Source organism: Aeromonas sp. FDAARGOS 1402, from assembly GCF_019046925.1.
Classification (GTDB): Bacteria; Pseudomonadota; Gammaproteobacteria; order Enterobacterales; family Aeromonadaceae; genus Aeromonas; species Aeromonas caviae.
In genome coordinates this window covers 1,880,001-1,902,678 of sequence record NZ_CP077201.1, presented here as the reverse complement: position 1 = coordinate 1,902,678, position 22,678 = coordinate 1,880,001, and the positions used below count along the sequence as shown (strand labels likewise).

Below are 22,678 nucleotides of genomic sequence, written 5' to 3'. Positions count from 1 at the left end.
GTTGTTATTGCCAGATATACATCACGGAATCTGTCCCTCATCCCCAGCTCAGAGCAGCAGGGTGGCCAGATCCTGCAACTGCCCCAGCTCCACATCCGGCAGCAGCGACAGCGACTGCCAGGACTGACCGCTCTCGTTGAGCCAGGCGGCCCGAAAGCCGTGCAGCCTGGCACCCAGCACGTCGGTCACCGGGTGATCCCCCACATGGAGGATGCGGCCGGGGGCCAGCCCCAGGGCCTCTTGCACCTGCACGAACATGTCGGGCGCCGGTTTCATTCTGGCTCCCGCTCCCGCCTTGCAGACCAGGGTGAAGTAGCCAGCCAGACCTGCCTGCTCCAGATCCAGGTTGCCATTGGTGATCACCGCCAGCGGGTAGCGCGCCGCCAGACGAGCCAGCAGGGCGTGAGTCGCCTCGCTCACCTCTATCTTCGAGCGCTCGGCCATGAAGCCGGTGAACACCGCCCGGGCCTGCTGCTCCGCCAGCCCGGGCTCCATGCCCCCCTGCACCAGGGCCTCGCGAATGCCACGCTGGCGCGCCAGGCTGACGTCGTGGCTAAGCGCCGGGTGGTCCAGCAGCAACTGGCGCTTGAGCGCGAGCCAGCGCGGCTTGTCCAGCATGGCGGTAGCCAGGTATTCGCTGCGCAGGTGGTCCAGCATCCACTGTTCCGCCCGCGCGATGGCGGGGCCGTTGTCATAGAGGGTGTCGTCCAGATCGAACGAGATGGCGGCCACCGGCTGCCAGCGACGGTAAAACTGCATGGCTGTTCCTCTTTACTCCTCATCCTCTGGCGTTGCGAGCTCCCGCCTGACCGGGGCGACGTGGAGATTGTCATCCCCGCAGATCGCACACCACATCACTCATCCTCCGGCGTTTCCGGATCCCGCTTCGCCCGCGGGTGGGCACTGTCATATACCTTGGCCAGATGCTGGAAGTCGAGGTGGGTATAGATCTGGGTGGTGGAGAGATCCGCATGCCCCAGCAGCTCCTGCACCGCCCGCAGATCGCCGGAGGATTCCAGCATGTGGGTGGCGAAGCTGTGGCGCAGCTTGTGGGGGTGCACGTGGGCATTGAGAGCCTGCTTGTTGCCCCAGCCGTCGAGCCGCTCCTGTACCGAGCGGGCCGAGAGCCGCTGCCTGCGCTTGGAGACGAACAATGCCTCCCCCTCGTCACCGGCCAGCAGGGGGCGTACCTTGAGCCACTTGTGCAACCACTCCACCGCCATCCGCCCGATGGGCAGCACCCGCTCCCGCGAGCCCTTGCCGATCACCCTGAGCTGGCGCTCCTCGAGCTTCACGTCCGCGAGGTTGAGCCCCACCAGCTCGGCAAGGCGCAGGCCGGAGGAGTACATCAACTCCATGATGGCGCGATCCCGCACCGCCAGCGGATCCTGCTCGTCGGTGATGTTGAGCAGCTGGTACATCTCGTCCACGTCCAGGTTCTTGGGCAGGGGCCGCCCCTGCTTGGGGGTGACGATGCCCCGCGCCGGGTTGGCGGTGAGCAGCCCCTGGCGCACCTGCCAGTCGCAGAAGCTGCGCAGGGCCGACACCTTGGTGGCAAGGGAACGGGGCGCCAGCCCCCCCTTGTGCATCCGGGTCACCAGACTGCGCACCTGGCTCGCCTCGAGCCGGGCCCAGTCGTCGAGCCCGAGCTTCACCAGCTCGGCGGTCATGGCTTCCAGATGGGCCTGATAGTTGCTGCGGGTGTGGGGGCTGAGCTGGCGCTCGACCCTCAGGTATTCGATAAAGGCGTCCAGCTCCCCCACCAGTGCGACCGGCAGAGGGTCGGCGGCAGGGAGCACCTTGGCAGGGGATCGGGTCGTTGCCTTAGCCACGGGCCAGCTCGGGCAGACGCAGCTGCAGCAGACGCCCTAGCTGACCCAGCAGCAGGGTGTCGTTGTGGGGGGTGAAGTGGCTGGGATCCGAGCTCGCGAAGGCCAGCACGCCGAGCTCCCCGAGCCGCATCAGGGCCACCGAGTTGACCAGCACATCATTGCCAAACAGCGCCTGCTTCTCGCTCTGGTTGAGGCGGCCGAAATAGTAGTCCGTGCCGGGCAGGCGCTGCCCCAGCAGTTGTTCGAGCTGTTTGCCCTGCGCCAGGAAACGCTGCTCGGGGCCGCTCAGCTGGAAATGCCTGGGATTGAGCCAGAGCCGCAGGCCGGTGAGTCGCAGCCGCTGGACGAAGGCCTTGCCCATCACGGCGCTCAGCTCGAACAGGGTCTGGCAGCCGTAGATCTCCCCGTAGAGATCCGCATAGACCCGGAAGATCCGCTCGTTCTCGCTGGCGACCCCCATCAGTTCGGTGATCTCCTGCTCCAGCTGCTCGATGCGCTCCCGCTGTCTGTCCAGCTGGCGCTCCACCAGGGAGATGGTGCCCTTTTGCGCATGGGGAATGCGGATCTTGTCCAGCATGGCCCCGTGACGCAGGAAAAACTCGGGATAACGGGCCAGGTACTCCAGCACTGTGGCTTCATCCACCAGTGATTCCTGCCGTTTGAGTTCGCTCATAACTTGGTTGATCCATCCGAAAAAGGGGCCAAGGGCCCCGATATGATCCGTTGATGGAGCGGGATCACCCGCTCCTTGTCTACAACTCTATCTGGCCGTCAAAGACGTGCTCGGCCGGCCCCGTCATGTAGACGGGCTGACCCGGTCCCTTCCAGGCGATGGTCAGCTTGCCACCCGGCAGGGTGACGGTGACCCGCTCCTTGAGCTTGCCCTGGCTGATGCCTATCACCACGGCCGCACAGGCCCCGGTCCCACAGGCCAGGGTCTCCCCCACCCCGCGCTCGAAGACTCGCAGCTTGATCTCGCTGGCGTTGACCATCTCCATGAAGCCGACGTTGACCCGCTCGGGGAAGCGCTCGTGGCGCTCCATGATGGGTCCCAGGGTCTCCACCGGCGCATCGGCCACCGAGGGCACCTCGATGACGCAGTGAGGGTTGCCCATGGAGACGGCACCGCACATCACGGTGTGATCCTGGGCCCGCAGCAGATACGTCTTCTCCGCCTTCTGGGCACGGAACGGGATCTTGCCCGGCTCGAACTGGGGCACCCCCATGTTGACCGTGACCTGGTTCTCCCCTTCCAGCTGCAGAGTGATGCGGCCCCGGGCGGTACTGACCGCGATGCGATCCCGGTTGACCAACCCCTTGAGACGCACGAAACGGGCGAAGCAACGGGCCCCGTTGCCGCACTGTTCCACCTCGCTGCCGTCGGCATTGAAGATGCGGTAGTGGAAGTCGAGCTCGGGGTCATAGGGCGGCTCCACCAGCAACAGCTGGTCGAAGCCGATACCGAAGTGACGATCCGCCAGCTTCTTGATGATGTCGTTGCTGAAGAACACCTTCTGGGTGACGCCATCCACCACCATGAAGTCGTTACCGAGGCCGTGCATTTTGGAAAACTCAATCAACATCGCGCGTTCCTGTCTCACCGTTAATCACGCTCTCACATGGAGGAACGCTGAAAATCCATCCATCACGGCAGCAGGTGCTCGCCACGCCAGAGATCCGCCAACTGCTCCCGCTCACGGATGAGGTGCGCCTGGTCACCGTCCACCAGCACCTCGGCCGCACGGGGTCGGGTGTTGTAGTTGGAGGACATGGTAAAGCCGTAGGCGCCAGCGGAACGCACCGCCAGCAGGGAGCCCTCGGCAATCGCCAGGGTACGCTCCTTGCCGAGGAAGTCGCCGGTCTCGCACACCGGGCCCACCACGTCATAGAGTGCCTTCTCGTGGGTCGCCCGGCTGTCCACCTCGATGATGTTCATCCAGGCGCCGTAGAGGGAGGGGCGCAGCAGATCGTTCATGCCGGCGTCGATCAGGGCGAAGTTGCGGGTCTCGCCGGGTTTGAGGAACTCGACCCGGGTCAGCAGCACACCGGCGTTGGCGACGATGGCGCGGCCCGGTTCGAACAAGAGGGTCAGATCCCGTCCCGCCAGCTTCTGCTTGAGCGCCTCGGCATACTCGGTGGGGTGCGGCGGCTGCTCGGCGCCGTAGTTGACCCCCAGACCGCCGCCCACATCCAGGTGATGGATGTGGATGCCTTCCGCCGCCAGCTCGTCGATGAGCTTGAGCAGCTTGTCCGCCGCCTCCATAAAGGGATTCAATTCAGTGAGTTGCGAGCCGATGTGGCAATCCACCCCCTTGATCTCGATGTGGGCCATGGCCGCTGCCTTGCGGTAGATGGCGGGCGCCTGTTCGATGGGGATGCCGAACTTGTTCTGCTTGAGGCCGGTGGAGATATAGGGGTGCGTGCCTGCGTCGATGTCCGGGTTGACCCGCACCGAGACCCGCGCCTTCTTGCCCATGCTGCCTGCGACCCGGTTCAGGCGCTCCAGCTCGGCTTCGGACTCCAGGTTGAAGCAGAGGATCTCTTTTTCCAGCGCAAGGCGCATCTCGGCTTCGCTCTTGGCGACGCCGGAGAAGACCACCTTGGCCGGATCACCGCCCGCCGCCAGCACCCGGGACAGCTCGCCGCCGGAGACGATGTCAAAGCCCGAACCGAGGCGTGCCAGCAGATTGAGCAGGGCCAGGTTGGAGTTGGCCTTGACCGCATAGCAGATCAGGTGGGGAATGTCGCCAGCCGCCTGGTCGAAGGCATGCCAGTGGCGTTCCAGGGTGGCGCGGGAGTAGACATAGAGCGGAGTGCCGTACTGGTCGGCAAGCTGTTGCAGGGGAAGCTGTTCGGCCTGAAGCTGACCGTCTGCGTCGTAGTTAAAGTGATCCAAGGGGGCGGTTCCTTCCTAGATTATTGCGGCGCGGCCTCTGAGGCCGGTGTAGCGGTCGCAGGCGAGGCGGCTTGCGGTGTACTCTCTGTCTTGGGCTGTGTCTGCTCTGCAGGTGCGGGCTGTTCGGCCGGCGGCATGTAGAGCGGCCCCGTCAGGCCACAGGCGGCCAACCCGAGCGACAGCGACGCGGCAAACAGGCACTTGGTGAACTGGGTAATCATAATGGTTCGCTGCGAAAAAATTTTTGGCCCTCTATAATCGCACTCACATTGTTAAAAGCAACAGGATAAACCGATGAAGGATCACGAGTATCACGCCCTGACCGACGCCTTTTTCCAGTATGTGGAAGACACCATCGACGAGGGGTATCCGGATATCGACTGCGAACGCGCAGGCGGGGTGCTGACCTTGAGCTTCGAGAACAAGACCAAGGTCATCATCAACAAGCAGGAGCCCCTGCACCAGATCTGGGTCGCTACCCGGGAGAACGGCTTCCACTTCGAGCTGCGCGGTGACAGCTGGATCGACAACCGCTTCGGCGACGAGCTCAAGGCCCTGCTGACCCGGGCCTGCACCACCCAGGCCGGCGAGCCCGTGGTCTTCTCATGACGGATCTGCATCCCGAAGGTGCCCGCCATGCGGTGATCTGGCTGCACGGGCTGGGGGACTCCGGCGCAGGCCTCGCCCCCCTGGTGGAGGCGCTGGCCCTGCCCGCCGACCTGCCCGTCCGCCATCTGCTGCCCGATGCGCCCGAGCGCCCCATCACCATCAACATGGGCTACCGGATGCGCGGCTGGTACGACATCAAGAGCTTCGAGGATCCGGCTGATCGCGCCGTGGAGTCCCATGTCAGGGAGTCAGCGGCCCGTATCGCCTCGCTGATCGAACAGTTGGTGGCCGAGGGTTTCGCCCCCGAGCGTATCGTGCTGGCCGGCTTCTCCCAGGGGGGCGTTATCGCCTCCTTCACCGCCCTGCGCCATCCGATGCCACTGGCAGGCCTGCTCTGCATGTCCACCTACCTGGCGGTACCCGATGCCCTGCCCGGCGAGATGAGCGAGGCGGCCCGCGCCCTGCCCATCTGCTACATGCACGGCATCTATGACGACGTGGTGAACCTCTCCATGGGCTGGGACGCCAAGAACCGGCTGGAAGCGGTGGGACTCTGCCCCGAGTGGCACGAATACCCCATGCGCCACGAGATCTGCCGCCCCCAGCTGGGCGACATTCGCAGCTGGTTGCTGGCCCGCCTCGCGGGCTGAGCCGACCGCGGATAGCCAAACGGCCTGCAGATGCAGGCCGTTTTCATTGGATATGAGCGATGATCCTGTGCAGCAGGGGGCCCAGACCAGGGCGCTTGCGCGCACGCCGGATCGGCCCCTGCACTACCCCGCGCCTGCGGCGGAGCCGAGCTCGCGCCCCTGGCCACCGTCGCGCAGCTGACCCTGGCTGCGGTAGGGGATCACTTCCAGCTCGCCATTGATCTGCACTATCTCGTAGTACTGGGGCAGGTTGAAGTTGCTGAACTGACCCGCATTGCTGAATCGCTCGTGACCCGAGGTGTAAAACCGGTTCACCCCCTGTACCAGTTCGTCCTTGTTGCCGGCGAAGTGCTGGTAGATCTCCACCCGGTTCGCCTCGTCCAGGATATAGATGTTGGTGCCTGCATCCCGGGTATCGAAGAAGAACTGCACCAGCCCTTCGCTGGCGTAGGCGTCGACAATGCCGGGCAGGTGCTGGCTGTGAGTCTTGTCGAGGCGCAGCGGCAGGTGATCCAGCTTGTTGTGGGAGATGTGGCGGTAGAAGTCGATGGCGTTTTCCAGCTTCTTGACCGACACCCCGCGCCGCTCGAAGAAGATGCCGTACTTCTCCTTGCCGAGCGCCAGCGTCTTGACCAGCTGCTGCTTGTCCCGGGCCAGACGCAGCTCGATGCATTCAGCCACAAGCTGCTGGAAGCGGGTGCGCACCAGGGAGCGGAAGTGCTGGCTGTAGCAGAACACCTCGATCATCTCGGGGGCCGCGGCATCCTGGTGCATCTTGCCGAGGATGGTGGTGAGGGCGTCCACCACGGCTTCCTCTCCCTCGAAGTGCAGGGTGCGGATCTCGCTCCAGGAGTTGCGATAGACGAGATCCACGGATCCCACCAGACACTCCTGGTTGCGACCGAACGAGAAGACATCGGCGGCGTTGGCATCGAATTCGATCACCTGCCCCACCCAGTGGCTGGACGGGTCCGTCTCCAGGTTCAGGAAGATGGAGAGCTGGCGGATCTCGCACGGCCGGCTCAGGGCCAAGTTGGTCGCGCGGGGATACTTGACCGGGAAGGTCCCGGAGAGATCGCGACAGAACTGATGCAGGTTGTCGATGTGCAGATCCGAGCCCTGGTTGAACAGGTGCACCCGGGACTGGGGCGTCAGCAGGCCGTTGAAATAGGCCCAGGCCACCAGCTTGCTGATGTAGCCGTTATATTCGAGCGGCGCCCGGCCGATGATGTCGGCGGGTTCGAGGGAATGCTTGTAGAGATACCAGCCGGCGCGATTCAGGCGGCCGTGGGGCACCTGTACCAGGCTGAGATCCGGCTCGCCGAGATCCGGTGCAATCTTGAGGTTGATGCGCTGCACCTTGCCCGGCAGGCTCTCGAATGCGGCATAGAGCTTGCGCGACAGGATGCCGATGTCTTCCGGATTGATGGACTCGCTGATGTTGTTGCGCCGGGCGAACTGGATGAGATTGCGGTAGCTCTGCATCAGGGCCTCCAGCAACTCGGCGTAGGCCACCTTGACGTCCTCGACCTTCCACTCCTGGCGGTGATCAAGGTGGTAAAGGCGCTCCGGACTCCAGCCCCAGTAGGCTACCAGCTGGGCCATCTGCTCCCGGCGCCAGTCCGGGGAGTGATCTTCCTTGGGATGGCTCAGCCCGTCGCACACCTTCAGATAGAAGCAGCGACGCACCAGATCGAGGCGCTGCATGTCGCCGATGGACTTGAGGTAGTTGGTCACCTTGTCCAGCATCAGGCAGTAGTTGTCGAGACGGTAGTGCATCCCCTCGTTGTGCTGGAACCAGTCGCGACTGGTCACCGACAGCAGCCGGGTGTTGGGATATTCGTGGGAGTAGGCCTCCATCAGCACCGACTTGAGTACCGCCTTGTAGGGGGAGTCGATCCCCTTGTAGAGCTGCCACAGGGCGGAGCCGAAATACTCCTCGGCAGGAATGCGATCAAAGCCCCCCAGATCGAGCCAGTCATCCTGGCTCAACTTGCCGTGGGCAAACAGGCCGTTGACGTAGTCGTCGTAGTGATCGTCATATTCGGCCGGCACCAGATACCAGAGCAGCCGCTTGCCGGCGATGTGCATGGCGCTGCGGTAGAACTCGTCGAGCAGCAGCAGGTGCTGGGCGCTGCCGCAGCTCTCCCCCTGCATCTGGGCATCGTTGCGCTGACGGAACTTGTCTTCGGGGATCAGGAAGAAGTTGAGATCGACCCCCCGCTGCTCGGCCCACATGGAGAGGTGCTGGCACTTCTGTTCCAGCAGGGCGAGGCGCTCGCTCGACAGACCGGCCACGTGGCAGACCCAGATGTCGAGATCCGAGTGGCAGCACTGACCGATGGAGGAGGTGCTCCCCATGGAGTAGAGGCCCTGGATGGACTTGTCGTGGGTACTGAGACCGCCCTGGCAGTTGGCGTTCTGGCAGAGATCCTGGATGAAGGCCTGCTGGGCCTCGTTGGCGATAAAACTCCAGATACCATGAGGCACATCCCCTGCCACATAACCGGGCAACAGGGGGTGATTGAAGTGCAGCATGACAGGCAGCAAGTGGAAAACCTGCTGCCCGTAGCGACTCATGAGATCCAGCGCTCGTTGCGTCTTGAGACGATTGAGTTCGTCGTAGCGCGCCACCAGCGTGTCGAGTTTAACCAGCAATGCCCTACCTATGGGGAAGAGAAATGACGCACCAAAACGGGGAGACGTCAAAAAAGTGTGATCATGTTAACAATGCAAACAGCAGTGGTAAACAAGCCCGCACACAATCACCGGATTATTTCTGACCCCGTTCGTAACGGTATCAGCAGAAAGCAATAAAATTGCTTATTTTCAATGACTTAAAATCAATTATTGGCTGAATGAAAATAATTTTCAGCCCCCGTTTTTGAGCTTGGCCCCGCTTTTGCGGGCTGCGCCATGAAAGCCCCTGCAAAGGGTGGTAAGATCGTTTTCCTCTCAAAAGATGAAACAACTGATTGATATGGCAGCCCGAACCCTGAGAATTGCCACTCGAAAGAGCCCACTGGCCCTGTGGCAGGCCAATTTTGTGAAAGATCGGCTGGAGGCACTCCATCCGGATCTGCAGGTCGAACTGGTGCCCATGAGCACCCAGGGCGACAAGATCCTCGACACCCCTCTCGCCAAGGTCGGCGGCAAGGGGTTGTTCGTCAAGGAGCTGGAGACTGCCATGCTGGAGGGACGTGCCGACATCGCTGTCCACTCCATGAAAGACGTACCTGTGGAGTTCCCCGACGGACTCGGCCTGCACACCATCTGTGAACGCGAAGACCCGCGTGATGCCTTTGTTTCCAATCATTTCAACCAGATAGGCGAGCTGCCTCAAGGGGCCGTGGTCGGCACCTCCAGCCTGCGCCGTCAGTGCCAGCTGCGCGCTGCCCGCCCTGATCTCGTGATCCGCGACCTGCGGGGCAACGTCAACACCCGCCTCGCCAAGCTGGATGCCGGTGAATATGACGCCATCATCCTGGCCGCCGCCGGCCTGAAACGACTGGAGATGGCCCATCGCATCGCCGCCTTCATCGAGCCCGAGCAGAGCCTGCCCGCCAACGGCCAGGGGGCGGTCGGCATCGAATGCCGCCTCGACGATCACGAGCTGCACGCCCTGCTGGCGCCGCTCGAACACCCCGAGACCCGCATCCGGGTGCTGACCGAGCGCGCCATGAACCGCGCCCTGCAAGGGGGCTGCCAGGTGCCTATCGGGGCCTACGCCCTGGTAGAGGGAGAAGAGGTATGGCTGCGCGGCCTGGTGGGCAGCCCGGACGGTGCCCGCGTCATTCGCGACGAGATCCGCGGCCCCCTGGCAGAGGGCGAGGCACTGGGCCACACCCTGGCCCAGCGCCTGCTGGCCGCTGGCGCCGACGTTATCCTGGCCGAGGTCTACCGGGCATGAGTGCAGCACGGGCCGGTTCGCGGTCATCTGCCCGGAGCGCCCCCTGATGGTCCCCCTGGTGGTGCGCCCGGCCGCCCAGGCCAACCAGCTGGTGCAGATGCTGCGCCAGCTGGGTCATGCACCGCTCTGCTGTCCGTTGCTGGAAACCCGGCCGGGATGCGACCTCCCTCACCTGGGTGACATGCTGCGAGAGGCGGACCTCGTTATCGCCGTCAGCATGCATGCCGTTCATTTTGCACATCATTTTCTGTTGCAAACTGGTCAGACCTGGCCACATATTGATTACTTTGCAGTCGGTCAGGCGAGTGCGGATGCCTTCGCCGAGGCGGGCATCCAGGCCCTGTGCCCGGCCGATCCCCGCAGTGAAGGGCTGCTGGCCCTGCCGGCGCTGCAAGGGGTGAGTGGCCGCCGGGTGCTGATCCTGCGCGGCAACGACGGGCGGGATCTCATCGCCCGGACGCTGGCCTCACGGGGCGCACTGGTGCACTATTGTGCCACCTACGAGCGCCACTACCCCGATCTTGACGGGGACGCATTGACCCGCCACTGGCAGGCAGCCGGGCTCGACAGCCTGCTCATCACCAGTGGCGAATTGTTGCAGCGGTTGCTGGCCCTGGTGCCCGGCCCGCAGCACCCCTGGCTTTATGACCGCCTGCTGGTGGTGCCCAGTCCCCGGGTGGCCGAGATGGCAGAAGGGGCTGGTTTTACCCGTATCGTGATTGCCCAAGGTGCATCCAACCAGGCTCTGGTGGCCGCCCTGGAACTGAGGAAGATGGAATGACTGAACAGCAAGAAGTCCAGCCGAGTGCCGCGGCCACCGTGGCCGACAACAACAAGCCCGCTCCCGGAACGACAGGGAGCAAGAAGGGCAGCTCTGGCACCGTGCTTGGCGGCATCGCCATCCTGCTGGCCCTGGGGCTGGCCGGTGGTCTCTATGTGCACGGACACCAGAACGCCGTTGCCCAGCAGGCCGAACTGGTAGCCCTCAAGCAGCAACTGGCCGACGCCATGACCAGAATTGATCAGGGCAGCAGCAAGGATGCCGAACAGATCGGTGCCCTCGGCAAGAGCCAGCAGCAGTTGCAGGAGGCGCTGGACGCCTTGCAGACCAAAGTTCTGGATCTGGACGACAAGCGCCCCAATGACTGGATGTTGGCCGAATCCGAATACCTGGTGCGCATGGCGGGCCGCAAGCTGTGGCTCGAACACGACATCGTCTCCGCCATCACATTGCTCGGCAACGCCGACGAGCGCATCAAGGCGCTCAACGACCCCAGCCTGATGCCCATCCGCAAGGCGCTGGCGGAAGACATCGCCAAGCTCAAGGGGATGCCGCGAGTCGATCGCGAGGGGTTGACCCTGAAGCTGGCCGCCCTCTCGGACCAGATCGAGCTGCTGCCCCTCTCCACCGTCAGCATGCCGGAAGCCAAGAGCGAGCCCGACCAGACCGTCAGCACCAACCCGGACGAGTGGCAGAGCAACCTGAAGAAGAACTGGGTCAAGTTCACCGAAAACTTCATCACCATCCGTCGCCGCGATGGCGCCGTGGAAGCCCTGCTCTCCCCGCAGCAGGAGATCTTCCTGCGGGAGAATCTCAAGACCAAGCTGCTGCAGGCCCAGCTCGCCGTCTATCGTGAACAGCAGTCCCTCTATGTCGACAGCCTGGAGAAGGCCCAGCGCTGGCTGACCCAGTATTTCGATGCCGACAACAGCGCCACCCAGTACATGCAGTCCGAGCTCGACAAGCTCAAAGGCGAGCAGATCCAGTTTGACTACCCGGATCAGTTCAAGACCCAGACCATGCTGGAACAGGTGCTGACCGAACGCCTGCAACGCATCCTGGCCGGCAACTGAGGAGGAGACCATGATTCGTCTGATCGTCATAGTCGCCGTGATGGTGGCGGGCCTCATCTTCGGTCCCGAAGCCTCCGGCAACAAGGGCTATGTGCTCATCTCGCTGGGCAACTACACGGTGGAATCCTCGGTCACCAGCGCGGTGATCCTGGCGGTGCTGTTCTACGGTGCCCTGCTCATCGTGGAATGGGTGCTGGCCCGCCTGTTCGGCCTGCGCCGCAAGACCCAGGGCTGGTTCGGCTCGCGCCGCCGCCGCAAGGCCAACCTGCAAACCGTCAATGCCACCCTGGCCATGGCAGAGGGGCACTACAACCAGGCCGAGAAGCTCCTCATCAAGGGCGCCGACAACAGCGACACCCCGCTGCTCAACTACCTGAGCGCCGCCCGGGTGGCCCAGGCCCGGGGTGACGACGTGCGCCGGGACCACTACCTGCAGAAAGCCCAGGAAGAGAACCCCAAGGCAGAGCTGGCACTGACCCTGATCCAGACCCAGTTGCAGATTGAGCAGGGCCAGTACGACAGCGCCCTCGGTCGCCTCGAGTCCATCTATGCCCTCAACCCGCGCCACCCCATGGTGCTGGATCAGCTGCGTCAGGTGTATCTGGCCCGTGAAGACTGGGCGGCCCTCATCGATCTCGCCCCTGCCCTGCGCAAGGTGGGCAAGCTGACCGCCCAGCAGGAAGAGACCCTGCTGCACCAGGCGTGGTGCGGTCGTCTGGAGGCCGCCAGCGGCTCCCTCGACACCCTGCGCACGGTCTGGCAGGGTCTGCCCCGCAAACAGCGCCAGGATCCCGTGCTGCTGGCCAGTTACGGGGATCGCCTGCGCCGATTGGGGGCCGATGCCGAAGCCGCTGATCTCTGGCTGGAGGCCCTGCGCAAGGATCCCTCCCCCGAGCTGTTCGCCCGCCTGCCCAAGCTCAAACTGGACGACTACCAGCCCATGCTGACCCTGCTCAGAAAGATCCAGGATCAGCCGGGCGCCGAAGCCGCGCTGGCCCGGGTCTGCCTGCTGGCCGGTCAGCTGGACGAAGCCCAGCGGCTGCTGGAGCAGGAAGTGGCGAAAGCGCCGGATGCCGCCCTCTACCACGCCCTCGGCCAGGTGATGGACAAGCGCCGGCTGACCAACAAGGCCAACGAGTATTACCGCCAGGCATTGCAGCTGGCCGACGTCTGATCGGCGCATCTGCCTGAATATGGTTTGCATCTTCTCCTCCGAATAGATGGAGATCTCGATGGGACAGGGCGTAAACGAACACAACACAATTACTCTGATTTTTAAACTGGCCCTGGTCGAGCAGATTGAAGAAGGCAAGCTCACCTATAAACAGACGCAGACGCGTTATGACACTCAGGGCCGCTCTACCTGAGCTAGGTGACGGACACCTGCTCACGCAAAATAGTGGCAACTAAGAGATGAATGCCGAGTCGATGGTGATCGAGAAAACACTGAAGCAACAACGTGACCACGGAAAGCTTATTCATCATTCGGACCACCAGGTGCAGTATTGTTCGGGGTTGTATCAGTCATTGCATGAACAACACGGGGTCAAATGCTTGATGACAGATACTCATAACTGTCACCAAAATGCACTGAGATCTTGAAAAGAGAGTCACTGCTGCAAAGCCTGCATAGGCTGGCGCAGGCGGGGAAAAGTGCGAAAGGCAGTGGATACTTATAACCTGGAGCAACCGCATCAGGCATTGAAATACAGAACCCCTGATGTGACGCATCGGGGGTTCTGAGTGCTAAAAGCTAGCTGAAAATGTGTAGACCTATCTCAGGACTAGACACCATATTCCAGATCGGACGGAGGGGATCAGTGCCCCGCCAGTTTCATCTGCTCGACCAGTACGGAGCCGGTCTTGAGGCTGGAACGCTCATCCTCATCACTGCCCACCGCCACGATTTGGCTGAACATGTCGGCTAGATTGCCTGCAATGGTGATCTCCTCCACAGGATAGAGGATCTCGCCATTTTCAACCCAGAAACCGGCTGCGCCGCGGGAGTAATCACCATTGACGATGTTGACCCCCTGCCCCATCAGCTCGGTCACCAGCAGGCCGGTACCCATCTCCTTGAGCATGCCCTGGAAGTCCTGGCCGGTATTGGAAACCTGCCAGTTATGGATACCCCCGGCATGGCCCGTGGTGGTCAGGCCCAGTTTGCGGGCGGAGTAGGAGGTGAGCAGCCAGCTCATCAGCTCGCCGTTGCGGATGATGTCCATGTCGCGGGTGCGAACCCCTTCCCCGTCGAACGGGGTGCTGGCAAGTCCTCCCGGCAAGTGGGGGAACTCCTGGATGGTGAGCCACTCGGGCAGGATCTGCTTGCCCAGTTTGTCCAGCAGGAAGCTCGACTTGCGATAGAGGTTGCCCCCGCTGATGGCCATCACCAGATGGCCCCACAGACCGGCAGCGGTATCGGGGTGGAACAGCACAGGGGCATGGCGGGTGCTGATCTTGCGAGCCCCCAGGCGGGAAACAGTGCGCTCCACCGCCTCGTCAGCGATGCGCTGGGGGCTCCACAGCCCGTCCAGGGAGCGGCTGGAGGAGTAGCCGTAGTCGCGCTGCATGTCGCCATCCTGCTCGCCGATCAGTACGCAGCTCAGGGAGTTGCGCGATGCAGCATAGCCTTTGACGAAGCCGTGGCTGTTGCCATAAACCTTGACGCCCAGGTGGCTGGAGAAACTGGCTCCGTCAGAGTGCTTGATGCGGGCATCCCGTCCCAGGGCCAGCCGCTCGCACTCGATGGCCAGCGCGATGCCACGCTGGGGATCCAGCTCGATTTGGTGGCACAGTTGCAGGTCCGGGGCATCCCAGGCCAGCAGATCCGCATCCGCAAGACCGGCGCAGTCATCGGGAGAGGTGTGGCGGGCGATCTCCATGGCCGCTTCCACGGCGGCGCGAATGGCCGGCTTGGTCAGATCCGTGGTGGAGGAGGACCCCTTGCATCCGTCGCGATAGACGGCGATGCCGAGTGCGCCATCCTTGTTGAATTCGATGCTTTCCAGCTCGCAGCCCCGGGTGTTCACCGAGAGGCCGGTCTGTTTGCTGATGGAGACTTCGGCAAGCCCGGCGCCCAGCCCTTTCGCTATCTCAAGGGCCTCGGCGACCACGGCCTCGAGATGGGATTGATCCTGGCGGATTTGATCTTGCTGGTCCATAACTCACATCTGTATGAAGGGAAGGAAAGGGGCTAAGCATATCAGACCCCTGCGCCCAGCGGGAGAAGCTGGTAACATATCCGCCAAACGTGAATGACAGGAATACAGAGACCGATGAGTCAATATCAAGACGACAACGAGTGGGAAGACTGGGGCCCCAGCAAGAGCCAGCTCAAGCGTGATGCCGAAGCCTTGCAGAAGATGGGGGAAGAGATCGTCTCCCTGAGTCACAGCGAGCTGGAGAAGATCCCCCTGGATGAAGAGCTCGCCGAAGCGGTCGAGCTGGGTCGCAAGCTCAAGCCGAAGAAGGATGAGTCCTTCCGTCGCCATCTCCAGTTCATCGGCCGTCTGATGCGTAGCCGCGATGTCGCCCCCATCGAAGAGGCCCTCTCCATCATCAAGATGCGTCACTCCACCGTGAACGCCCGCCTGCATCGCCTCGAACAGTGGCGCGAGCGGCTGATCACCGAAGGCGACAGCGCCCTCAACGAGCTGATGTCCCAGTTCCACGAGCTGGATCGCCAGAAGCTGCGTCAGCTGATCCGCACCGCCAACAAGGAGCGGGAGCTGAACAAGCCGCCGGTAGCCTATCGCGAGATGTACCAGTACCTGCGCGGTGAAATTGAAGATCTGTTGTAAGTGATGACTCACGTCCACCTCATGGCGGCGTGCAGTACACAATCAAACGGGGCCTAAATGGCCCCGTTTTTTCATGCGATGTCCGCTCAGCTGCCCGCCATGCACTGGGTGTGAGTAGCGGGTTGCAGATAGGGGACCAACAGGGGGGCCATCCCCTTGAGCACCTGTACAGGCAGCGCCGACGTGAAGCGGAACTTGTCGGACTGGCTGCCGGGTACATAGGCCGTCAGCGTGCCGAAGTGATCATCCCCGATGTAGAAGACGAAAGTCGCAGTCCGGTTGCGAGCCAGTGAACTGGTCACATTGCCGTAGCGACCGACCGTCTCGATCCGGTTGTCCCCGGTCCCCGTCTTGCCCCCCAGGGCCAGGACAGTACCATCCTGCAAGGCGAAGGCCCCGGCGATGCGCCGCGCCGTCCCCCCTTCCACCACCTTGGAGAGTGCATTGCGCAAGGCGTTGGCCACCTCGGCAGGCATCACCCGTTCCCCCTGGGTGTTCGCCGGCTCAAAGACGGTGGCGAAGGGGGTCCCCTTGGCAAAGGAGAGGTGCTCGATGCGCAGGGTCGGTGCACGAATGCCGCCGTTCTGGATGATCCCCATCAGCTCGGCCAACGCAGCAGGACGATCGCCCGAGCTGCCCAGTGCGGTCGCCAGGGACGGAACCAGGTGATCGAACGGGTAGCCCAGGCGAGCCCAGCGCTGATGGATGTCGAGGAAGGCCTCAACCTCCAGCATGGTGCGGATCCGGCTATCCCGGGCACTGCGATGACGGGTCTTGAACAGCCAGCTGTAGACCTCCTGACGCTCGTCACGGCTGGCGGTTACCGCATCGGTAAAGGTGGCCTTGTCAAACTCCTTGAGATAGGCAAGCAACCACAGCTCGAGTGGATGCACCCGTGCGATATAACCTTGGTCCGGCAGAGAATATTTGCCAGGGCCGTAATTGGTATAGAGCTGCTCTATGCGCTTCTCGGTCAATTTCTCCCGCGGCAGGCGCTTGGCCAGGAAAGCGGCAAAGTCGGCCTGGGAGGCTTCCGGCATCAGATAGCGATGCACGGCGGCGAGACGCACCGCGCTGGGTTTGAGACCATCGAGGAAGGTATCGAGCTGCTCTTCTGCACTCTTGCCACGATATTTGCGCCAGAACCTCAGCAGATAGGTCTGGCCCTCTTTGTCAGCAAACTTGGCCAGGTACTCGGTACGGCGAGGATCCCTGTCATCTTTCAACAACTGGGCACGATTTCCCTCCTTGTAGAGGCTGTAGCGGACGATGTCCCGCATCAAGCGCACGAAGGGCAGGTTGATGGATTCCCGCAGCGCATCGCGAATGGGCGGGATGCGACCGTTGTCTTCCTTGCGGAAGTTGTTGAAGGTGTGCATGCCACCGCCGGTAAAGAAGCCTTCATAGGGACTCGCGGAATACTTGCGGTCCAGTGCGGCCTCCAGCATCACCGGCAGGCTTCTGTCCTTGGCACTCATCAGATAGGCGATGGCCCAGCGGCTGATGTTGTCCTGATCGGACACTTCGATCTTTCGCAGGCTCTCCATCGGCATATTGCCGTAGCTGTCATGCAACTCGGTGACAATCTCGAGATAGGTCGTCAGTACCCGCAACTTGGCGGTGGATCCCAGTTCAAGCTTGCTGCCCTCATTGATGTCGAACGGCTGGTCCGTGTTGTCGGTCTGCACCCTCACCTTGACCCCTTCCGGCGTCTTCTCGAACAGGGTAAAGCTGTACTTCACATCACCCGTCTTCTCCGGCGAGAGCAGGCGCTCACCAAACAGGCCCACCTGGGCTGCGAATGCAGGGTCTGCCAGTTGCTGCAGATACCGTGACACCTCGTTCTGCAGCGGCATATTGAGGGTGGTGTTGGCCGTCAGATCCATGCGGTCCAGATCATAAAGCTGCACCCCGAGCTGACGACTGAGACGAGTGCGAGCCACCTGCAGCCCCTTGTTGTTGTTGACTCGAGTGATGGCAGGTGCCTGCAGGAAATCGCGGAAGACCAGCTTGGCCTTGAGAGCCGACTCCATCAGGGGGGGCGTGATCATTCCCTCCTGCACGAAGAGTCGCAGATAGCTGTCTGTCAGGGTAGACAGTGCTTCTCTACCCTGCGCCAGGTAATAGGAAGGACGGCGGTGGGCGATCATCAGGGAGACAACCTGGCGCAAGGCAAGGCCCTGCTCGGCCAGGGTAGAATCCTGGTTGCGAGCGGGATCCAGCAGTCGATTCACCTCATCGACATTGGCGCCAAACCAGACCCAGAGGCCATCACCGAGACCGTGCACCTCGCCATAACCAGGTGCCGCAGAGAGCGGGACCGAGTTGAGGTAGGCCCAGGCAACCAGCTTGCGGGCCTCCAGGGTCTCGGGCCCCAGCCGATAGGCACGAACGCTGGCCGAGACCATCTGGCGGATCTTCTCGGTCGGCGAAACGGTCAGTCCATCGGGAGAATGACGATACTTCTCCACCTGGGTCGCCAGGGTACTGCCGCCAGCAGATTGATCCTGCATATCCAGCGCCTTGCCCACCTGAGACAGCGCCGCCTTGGCAAAGCGCGGCCAGTCTACGGCCGGGTTGGCCAGCGGTTCCTTGTTGCTCAGGAGTTCACGGTTCTCGATAAACAGCAGAGACTGGATGACCAGGGGCGGTATGGCATTGAAATCCGGATAGTAATGAGTCGGATACTTGTACTGGTAGAAAGGCTCGGCACGGCAGTCATAGAGTGTCAATCCTGCCTGGACCTTCTCGGTATAAGGCACGAAGAAACCGTGGCTGGCGTAGTTGTAGAGCGCATCGGAAAAACGGACCTGTTCGCTCACCTGGTAGCCACGCTGAACGAGACGTTCCTGGATCATGGGCATCAGCACATAACCGAGTCGCTTGTCGAACGGGCCGTCGTCGGGGAAGGCAATTTGCTTGCTGGGGCCGGGCTCGATCTGATAGGTCAGGGTGGCCGCATAGCGGGAGATCTCCTGTGACTGCAGTCGGGAGGTCTTCATTTCATAACCCACCAGGGCGATCGCGGCAGCCAGGCAAAGCAAAAAGATAAAACAGAACAACCAGCGCCACCAGGGTCGGCGTTTACGCTGTTGTTGCCCGTCCGTATTAGGTACGGATGAATCCTGAGATGCCACTTTATTTGAATCCGTCTGTTTTGATGCGCCCATATCAGCCCCACCATGGTTGCGCAATTTATTGTCTTTCAATCAAGCTTAGTCGTTTCAAGTCAAGGGCTTGAAATCTATTGACCGCTTTGCAGCGATGTTAACAGGGCGATTGTGAAAATGGGAGCCGATTGTTGCAATGCGGCAAGAGATCCGAGCTGCGGCATGAAAATGAAACACCGGCCAGAGGCCGGTGTTGACGAGAACGGGGCGGTATTATTTGCTGGTGCTCATACTCTTCAGCTTGGTACTCAGCTCCTTGCGCTCCTTGGAAAGCTCGGCATTTTTAATGATATGGTCATCTACGCGCTCTTCATAATCGGTACGCATGTTGGCGATGATGGCCTGAACCTCGTCAATGCTCATACCGGGCTTGATATAGTCACTCAGGTTGTCGAGCAACAGTACCCGCTTCTGGTTGTCACGGATCTTTTTCTCGTTGTCCGCGATTTCACGCTTGAGCTTGTTCTGACGACGGGACATACGCACATATTCCAGCACATCGTTGAAGGTTGACTTGTTTACTTGTTCCATATAGGTACCACTGAGTGAAGGTGAATAAAAACAGGCGGAGAGTCCCATACCAGAAAAAGAAACCGAAACCATGGCACGGGCAAACCCGGAATGCCCCTTACTCTACCGAGTTATGATTCAGATACAACCCCAATCGCAGCGCGGGCGGCGGGTTTAGACAGAACGGATCCGACTGGGTTATTACGCGAAAAATGATGAAAACGGAGAGAGCCAACATGTGGGTTCAATGCGGACAGAGCAGCCGCAACTTTTTCCGGTACAGGCAACAAGTGAACGACGAACAGCACCATAGTGCCCGTTTGCCCTCCAGTGAGTGCTGAATTTCAGGCAATAAAAAACCCCGCTCGAGTGAGCGGGGTTTCTTGTATTGGGTGCCTGGCAGTGTCCTACTCTCGCATGGCGAATGCCACACTACCATCGGCGCTACAGCGTTTCACTTCTGAGTTCGGCATGGGGTCAGGTGGTTCCACTGCGCTATTGCCGCCAGGCAAATTCTTCAATCTCGGAAAGCTGACGTGAATAACGACTTTGCTAGCTGCTTGTCATTATCACTGAATTTGAGTAGTTCGTTCTATTTGCTACAAGCCTTAGAACACTTCTTGGGTGTTGTATGGTTAAGCCTCACGGGTAATTAGTATGGGTTAGCTCAACGTATCGCTACGCTTACACACCCCACCTATCAACGTTGTGGTCTCCAACGGCCCTTTAGGACCCTCAAGGGGTCAGGGATGACTCATCTCAGGGCTCGCTTCCCGCTTAGATGCTTTCAGCGGTTATCGATTCCGAACTTAGCTACCGGGCAGTGCCACTGGCGTGACAACCCGAACACCAGAGGTTCGTTCACTCCGGTCCTCTCGTACTAGGAGCAACTCCCTTCAATCATCCAACGCCCACGGCAGATAGGGACCGAACTGTCTCACGACGTTCTGAACCCAGCTCGCGTACCACTTTAAATGGCGAACAGCCATACCCTTGGGACCGACTTCAGCCCCAGGATGTGATGAGCCGACATCGAGGTGCCAAACACCGCCGTCGATATGAACTCTTGGGCGGTATCAGCCTGTTATCCCCGGAGTACCTTTTATCCGTTGAGCGATGGCCCTTCCATTCAGAACCACCGGATCACTATGACCTACTTTCGTACCTGCTCGACCTGTCCGTCTCGCAGTTAAGCTGGCTTATGCCATTGCACTAACCTCCTGATGTCCGACCAGGATTAGCCAACCTTCGTGCTCCTCCGTTACTCTTTGGGAGGAGACCGCCCCAGTCAAACTACCCACCAGGCACTGTCCGCGAGCCCGATTCAGGGCCCTGCGTTAGAACATCAAACATACAAGGGTGGTATTTCAAGGACGGCTCCAGCGCAACTGGCGTCACGCCTTCAAAGCCTCCCACCTATCCTACACATGTAGGTTCAATGTTCAGTGCCAAGCTGTAGTAAAGGTTCACGGGGTCTTTCCGTCTAGCCGCGGGTACACCGCATCTTCACGGCGAATTCGATTTCACTGAGTCTCGGGTGGAGACAGCATGGCCATGGTTACACCATTCGTGCAGGTCGGAACTTACCCGACAAGGAATTTCGCTACCTTAGGACCGTTATAGTTACGGCCGCCGTTTACCGGGGCTTCGATCAAGAGCTTCGCTTGCGCTAACCCCATCAATTAACCTTCCGGCACCGGGCAGGTGTCACACCCTATACGTCCACTTTCGTGTTTGCAGAGTGCTGTGTTTTTGATAAACAGTCCCAGCCATCTGGTCACTGCGACTCCCGACAGCTCCATCCGCAAGGGACTTCACCATCAAGAGCGAACCTTCTCCCGAAGTTACGGTTCTATTTTGCCTAGTTCCTTCACCCGAGTTCTCTCAAGCGCCTTGGTATTCTCTACCCGACCACCTGTGTCGGTTTGGGGTACGATGACTTGTAATCTGAAGCTTAGAGGCTTTTCCTGGAAGCAGGGCATCAATGGCTTCCGCACCGTGGTGCGTTCGTCTCGTGTCTCAGTGTTGTGTCTCCGGATTTGCCTAAAAACACCACCTACGCACTTTCACCAGGACAACCGTCGCCTGGCCCACCTAGCCTTCTCCGTCCCCCCATCGCAATTACAAGTCGTGCAGGAATATTAACCTGCTTCCCATCGATTACGCCTTTCGGCCTCACCTTAGGGGTCGACTCACCCTGCCCCGATTAACGTTGGACAGGAACCCTTGGTCTTCCGGCGAGGAGGCTTTTCACCCCCTTTATCGTTACTTACGTCAGCATTCGCACTTCTGATATCTCCAGCATACCTCTCGATACACCTTCGCAGACTTACAGAACGCTCCCCTACCACTCACGCTTAGCGTGAATCCGCGGCTTCGGTGCCTGGTTTGAGCCCCGTTACATCTTCCGCGCAGGCCGACTCGACTAGTGAGCTATTACGCTTTCTTTAAATGATGGCTGCTTCTAAGCCAACATCCTAGCTGTCTGAGCCTTCCCACATCGTTTCCCACTTAACCAGAACTTTGGGACCTTAGCCGGCGGTCTGGGTTGTTTCCCTCTTCACGACGGACGTTAGCACCCGCCGTGTGTCTCCCGGATAGTACTTACTGGTATTCGGAGTTTGCATGGGGTTGGTAAGTCGGGATGACCCCCTAGCCCAAACAGTGCTCTACCCCCAGTAGTATTCGTCCGAGGCGCTACCTAAATAGCTTTCGGGGAGAACCAGCTATCTCCGAGTTTGATTGGCCTTTCACCCCCAGCCACAGGTCATCCCCTAACTTTGCAACGTTAGTGGGTTCGGTCCTCCAGTTGATGTTACTCAACCTTCAACCTGCCCATGGCTAGATCACCCGGTTTCGGGTCTACACCTTGCAACTAGACGCCCAGTTAAGACTCGGTTTCCCTACGGCTCCCCTATACGGTTAACCTCGCTACAAAATGTAAGTCGCTGACCCATTATACAAAAGGTACGCAGTCACCCCGAAGGGCTCCCACTGCTTGTACGTACACGGTTTCAGGTTCTATTTCACTCCCCTCACAGGGGTTCTTTTCGCCTTTCCCTCACGGTACTGGTTCACTATCGGTCAGTCAGGAGTATTTAGCCTTGGAGGATGGTCCCCCCATATTCAGACAGGATGTCACGTGTCCCGCCCTACTCGATTTCACATCAAGGTCGTTTTCGTGTACGGGGCTATCACCCTGTATCGCCGGCCTTTCCAGGACCGTTCCACTAACTTCCAAGATGCTTAAGGGCTAATCCCCGTTCGCTCGCCGCTACTGAGGGAATCTCGGTTGATTTCTTTTCCTCGGGGTACTTAGATGTTTCAGTTCTCCCGGTTCGCCTCGCTACGCTATGTATTCACGCAGCGATACCCAGCTTATGCTGAGTGGGTTTCCCCATTCGGAAATCCGTGAGTCGTAATGTCTCTTACCGACTGCTCACGGCT

Annotated in this window: 18 protein-coding genes, 2 rRNA genes and 1 pseudogene (1 of these 21 running past the window's edge); 9 read left to right on the top strand and 12 right to left on the bottom strand. The window is 60.6% G+C overall.

Annotation, left to right across the window (positions count from 1 at the left end; genetic code table 11):
- Window positions 1-48 precede the first annotated feature (48 nt).
- The 6 genes from I6L32_RS09080 to I6L32_RS09055 form a co-directional block, all read right to left on the bottom strand.
- Entirely contained in the window at window positions 49-759 is a 711-nt protein-coding gene (locus I6L32_RS09080; protein ID WP_043154052.1) for an HAD-IA family hydrolase, read from the bottom strand.
- A 95-nt stretch (window positions 760-854) separates the two neighbouring features.
- Complete coding sequence (xerC, locus tag I6L32_RS09075) at window positions 855-1,832, bottom strand: tyrosine recombinase XerC (RefSeq protein ID WP_216944974.1); 978 nt, start codon at window positions 1,830-1,832, stop codon at window positions 855-857.
- Entirely contained in the window at window positions 1,825-2,505 is a 681-nt protein-coding gene (locus I6L32_RS09070) for a DUF484 family protein (protein ID WP_010672702.1), read from the bottom strand. The genes xerC and I6L32_RS09070 overlap by 8 nt, the downstream gene beginning before the upstream one ends.
- 79 nt (window positions 2,506-2,584) lie before the next feature.
- Entirely contained in the window at window positions 2,585-3,415 is an 831-nt protein-coding gene (gene dapF / locus I6L32_RS09065) for a diaminopimelate epimerase (RefSeq protein ID WP_029313578.1), read from the bottom strand.
- Window positions 3,416-3,477: 62 nt separating this feature from the next.
- Entirely contained in the window at window positions 3,478-4,728 is a 1,251-nt protein-coding gene (gene lysA, locus I6L32_RS09060; RefSeq protein WP_039039806.1) for a diaminopimelate decarboxylase, read from the bottom strand.
- Between the two features lie 20 nt (window positions 4,729-4,748).
- A complete protein-coding gene (locus I6L32_RS09055) occupies window positions 4,749-4,949 on the bottom strand; it encodes a lipoprotein (RefSeq protein WP_010672699.1) in 201 nt (66 codons plus the stop codon).
- Between the two features lie 73 nt (window positions 4,950-5,022).
- On the opposite strand from I6L32_RS09055, the gene cyaY reads away from it, so the two are divergent.
- Together cyaY and I6L32_RS09045 are read left to right on the top strand one after the other, a co-directional pair.
- Window positions 5,023-5,337 (top strand): iron donor protein CyaY, encoded by a 315-nt coding sequence (gene cyaY, locus I6L32_RS09050; protein ID WP_010672698.1) that lies wholly within the window; start codon window positions 5,023-5,025, stop codon window positions 5,335-5,337.
- A complete protein-coding gene (locus tag I6L32_RS09045; RefSeq protein WP_216944973.1) occupies window positions 5,334-5,987 on the top strand; it encodes an alpha/beta hydrolase in 654 nt (217 codons plus the stop codon). The genes cyaY and I6L32_RS09045 overlap by 4 nt, the downstream gene beginning before the upstream one ends.
- 123 nt (window positions 5,988-6,110) lie before the next feature.
- Here the strand turns inward: I6L32_RS09045 and I6L32_RS09040 are convergent, their stop codons facing one another.
- Window positions 6,111-8,645 carry a class I adenylate cyclase gene (locus I6L32_RS09040; protein WP_216944972.1) on the bottom strand — a complete coding sequence of 845 codons (2,535 nt, stop codon included), beginning with the start codon at window positions 8,643-8,645 and terminating at the stop codon, window positions 6,111-6,113.
- A 322-nt stretch (window positions 8,646-8,967) separates the two neighbouring features.
- On the opposite strand from I6L32_RS09040, the gene hemC reads away from it, so the two are divergent.
- From hemC to I6L32_RS23090, 6 genes and pseudogenes are all read left to right on the top strand, one after another.
- Entirely contained in the window at window positions 8,968-9,897 is a 930-nt protein-coding gene (gene hemC / locus I6L32_RS09035) for a hydroxymethylbilane synthase (protein ID WP_041215809.1), read from the top strand.
- A 46-nt stretch (window positions 9,898-9,943) separates the two neighbouring features.
- Window positions 9,944-10,678 (top strand): uroporphyrinogen-III synthase, encoded by a 735-nt coding sequence (locus I6L32_RS09030; protein ID WP_041214343.1) that lies wholly within the window; start codon window positions 9,944-9,946, stop codon window positions 10,676-10,678.
- Window positions 10,675-11,751, top strand: coding sequence for a uroporphyrinogen-III C-methyltransferase (locus tag I6L32_RS09025; RefSeq protein WP_039039811.1), 1,077 nt, complete (start codon window positions 10,675-10,677; stop codon window positions 11,749-11,751). Before I6L32_RS09030 ends, I6L32_RS09025 begins: the two co-directional genes overlap by 4 nt.
- A gap of 10 nt (window positions 11,752-11,761) precedes the next feature.
- Complete coding sequence (locus tag I6L32_RS09020) at window positions 11,762-12,925, top strand: heme biosynthesis HemY N-terminal domain-containing protein (protein ID WP_010672692.1); 1,164 nt, start codon at window positions 11,762-11,764, stop codon at window positions 12,923-12,925.
- A gap of 58 nt (window positions 12,926-12,983) precedes the next feature.
- A complete protein-coding gene (locus I6L32_RS23520; RefSeq protein ID WP_010672691.1) occupies window positions 12,984-13,118 on the top strand; it encodes a hypothetical protein in 135 nt (44 codons plus the stop codon).
- Window positions 13,100-13,494: pseudogene (locus I6L32_RS23090) on the top strand (DDE-type integrase/transposase/recombinase); the annotation flags it as partial. The gene I6L32_RS23520 and the pseudogene I6L32_RS23090, both read left to right, overlap by 19 nt.
- A gap of 74 nt (window positions 13,495-13,568) precedes the next feature.
- On the opposite strand, the gene pmbA reads toward I6L32_RS23090, so the two are convergent.
- Window positions 13,569-14,912, bottom strand: a complete 1,344-nt coding sequence (pmbA, locus tag I6L32_RS09015; protein ID WP_216944971.1) for a metalloprotease PmbA — start codon at window positions 14,910-14,912, stop codon at window positions 13,569-13,571.
- Window positions 14,913-15,026: 114 nt separating this feature from the next.
- On the opposite strand from pmbA, the gene yjgA reads away from it, so the two are divergent.
- Window positions 15,027-15,551, top strand: coding sequence for a ribosome biogenesis factor YjgA (gene yjgA, locus I6L32_RS09010; RefSeq protein ID WP_010672689.1), 525 nt, complete (start codon window positions 15,027-15,029; stop codon window positions 15,549-15,551).
- Window positions 15,552-15,637: 86 nt separating this feature from the next.
- Here yjgA and I6L32_RS09005 read toward each other — a convergent pair whose 3' ends face one another.
- From I6L32_RS09005 to I6L32_RS08990, 4 genes are all read right to left on the bottom strand, one after another.
- The gene (locus I6L32_RS09005) at window positions 15,638-18,721 is read right to left on the bottom strand and encodes a transglycosylase domain-containing protein (protein WP_048208608.1); all 3,084 of its coding nucleotides are present in this window, start codon (window positions 18,719-18,721) and stop codon (window positions 15,638-15,640) included.
- Window positions 18,722-18,934: 213 nt separating this feature from the next.
- Window positions 18,935-19,252, bottom strand: coding sequence for a PTS system regulator TmaR (gene tmaR / locus I6L32_RS09000; protein WP_010672687.1), 318 nt, complete (start codon window positions 19,250-19,252; stop codon window positions 18,935-18,937).
- A gap of 373 nt (window positions 19,253-19,625) precedes the next feature.
- Window positions 19,626-19,740, bottom strand: a 5S ribosomal RNA gene (rrf, locus tag I6L32_RS08995).
- Window positions 19,741-19,862: 122 nt separating this feature from the next.
- Window positions 19,863-22,678 (bottom strand): 23S ribosomal RNA (locus I6L32_RS08990) (it continues 73 nt past the right edge of the window).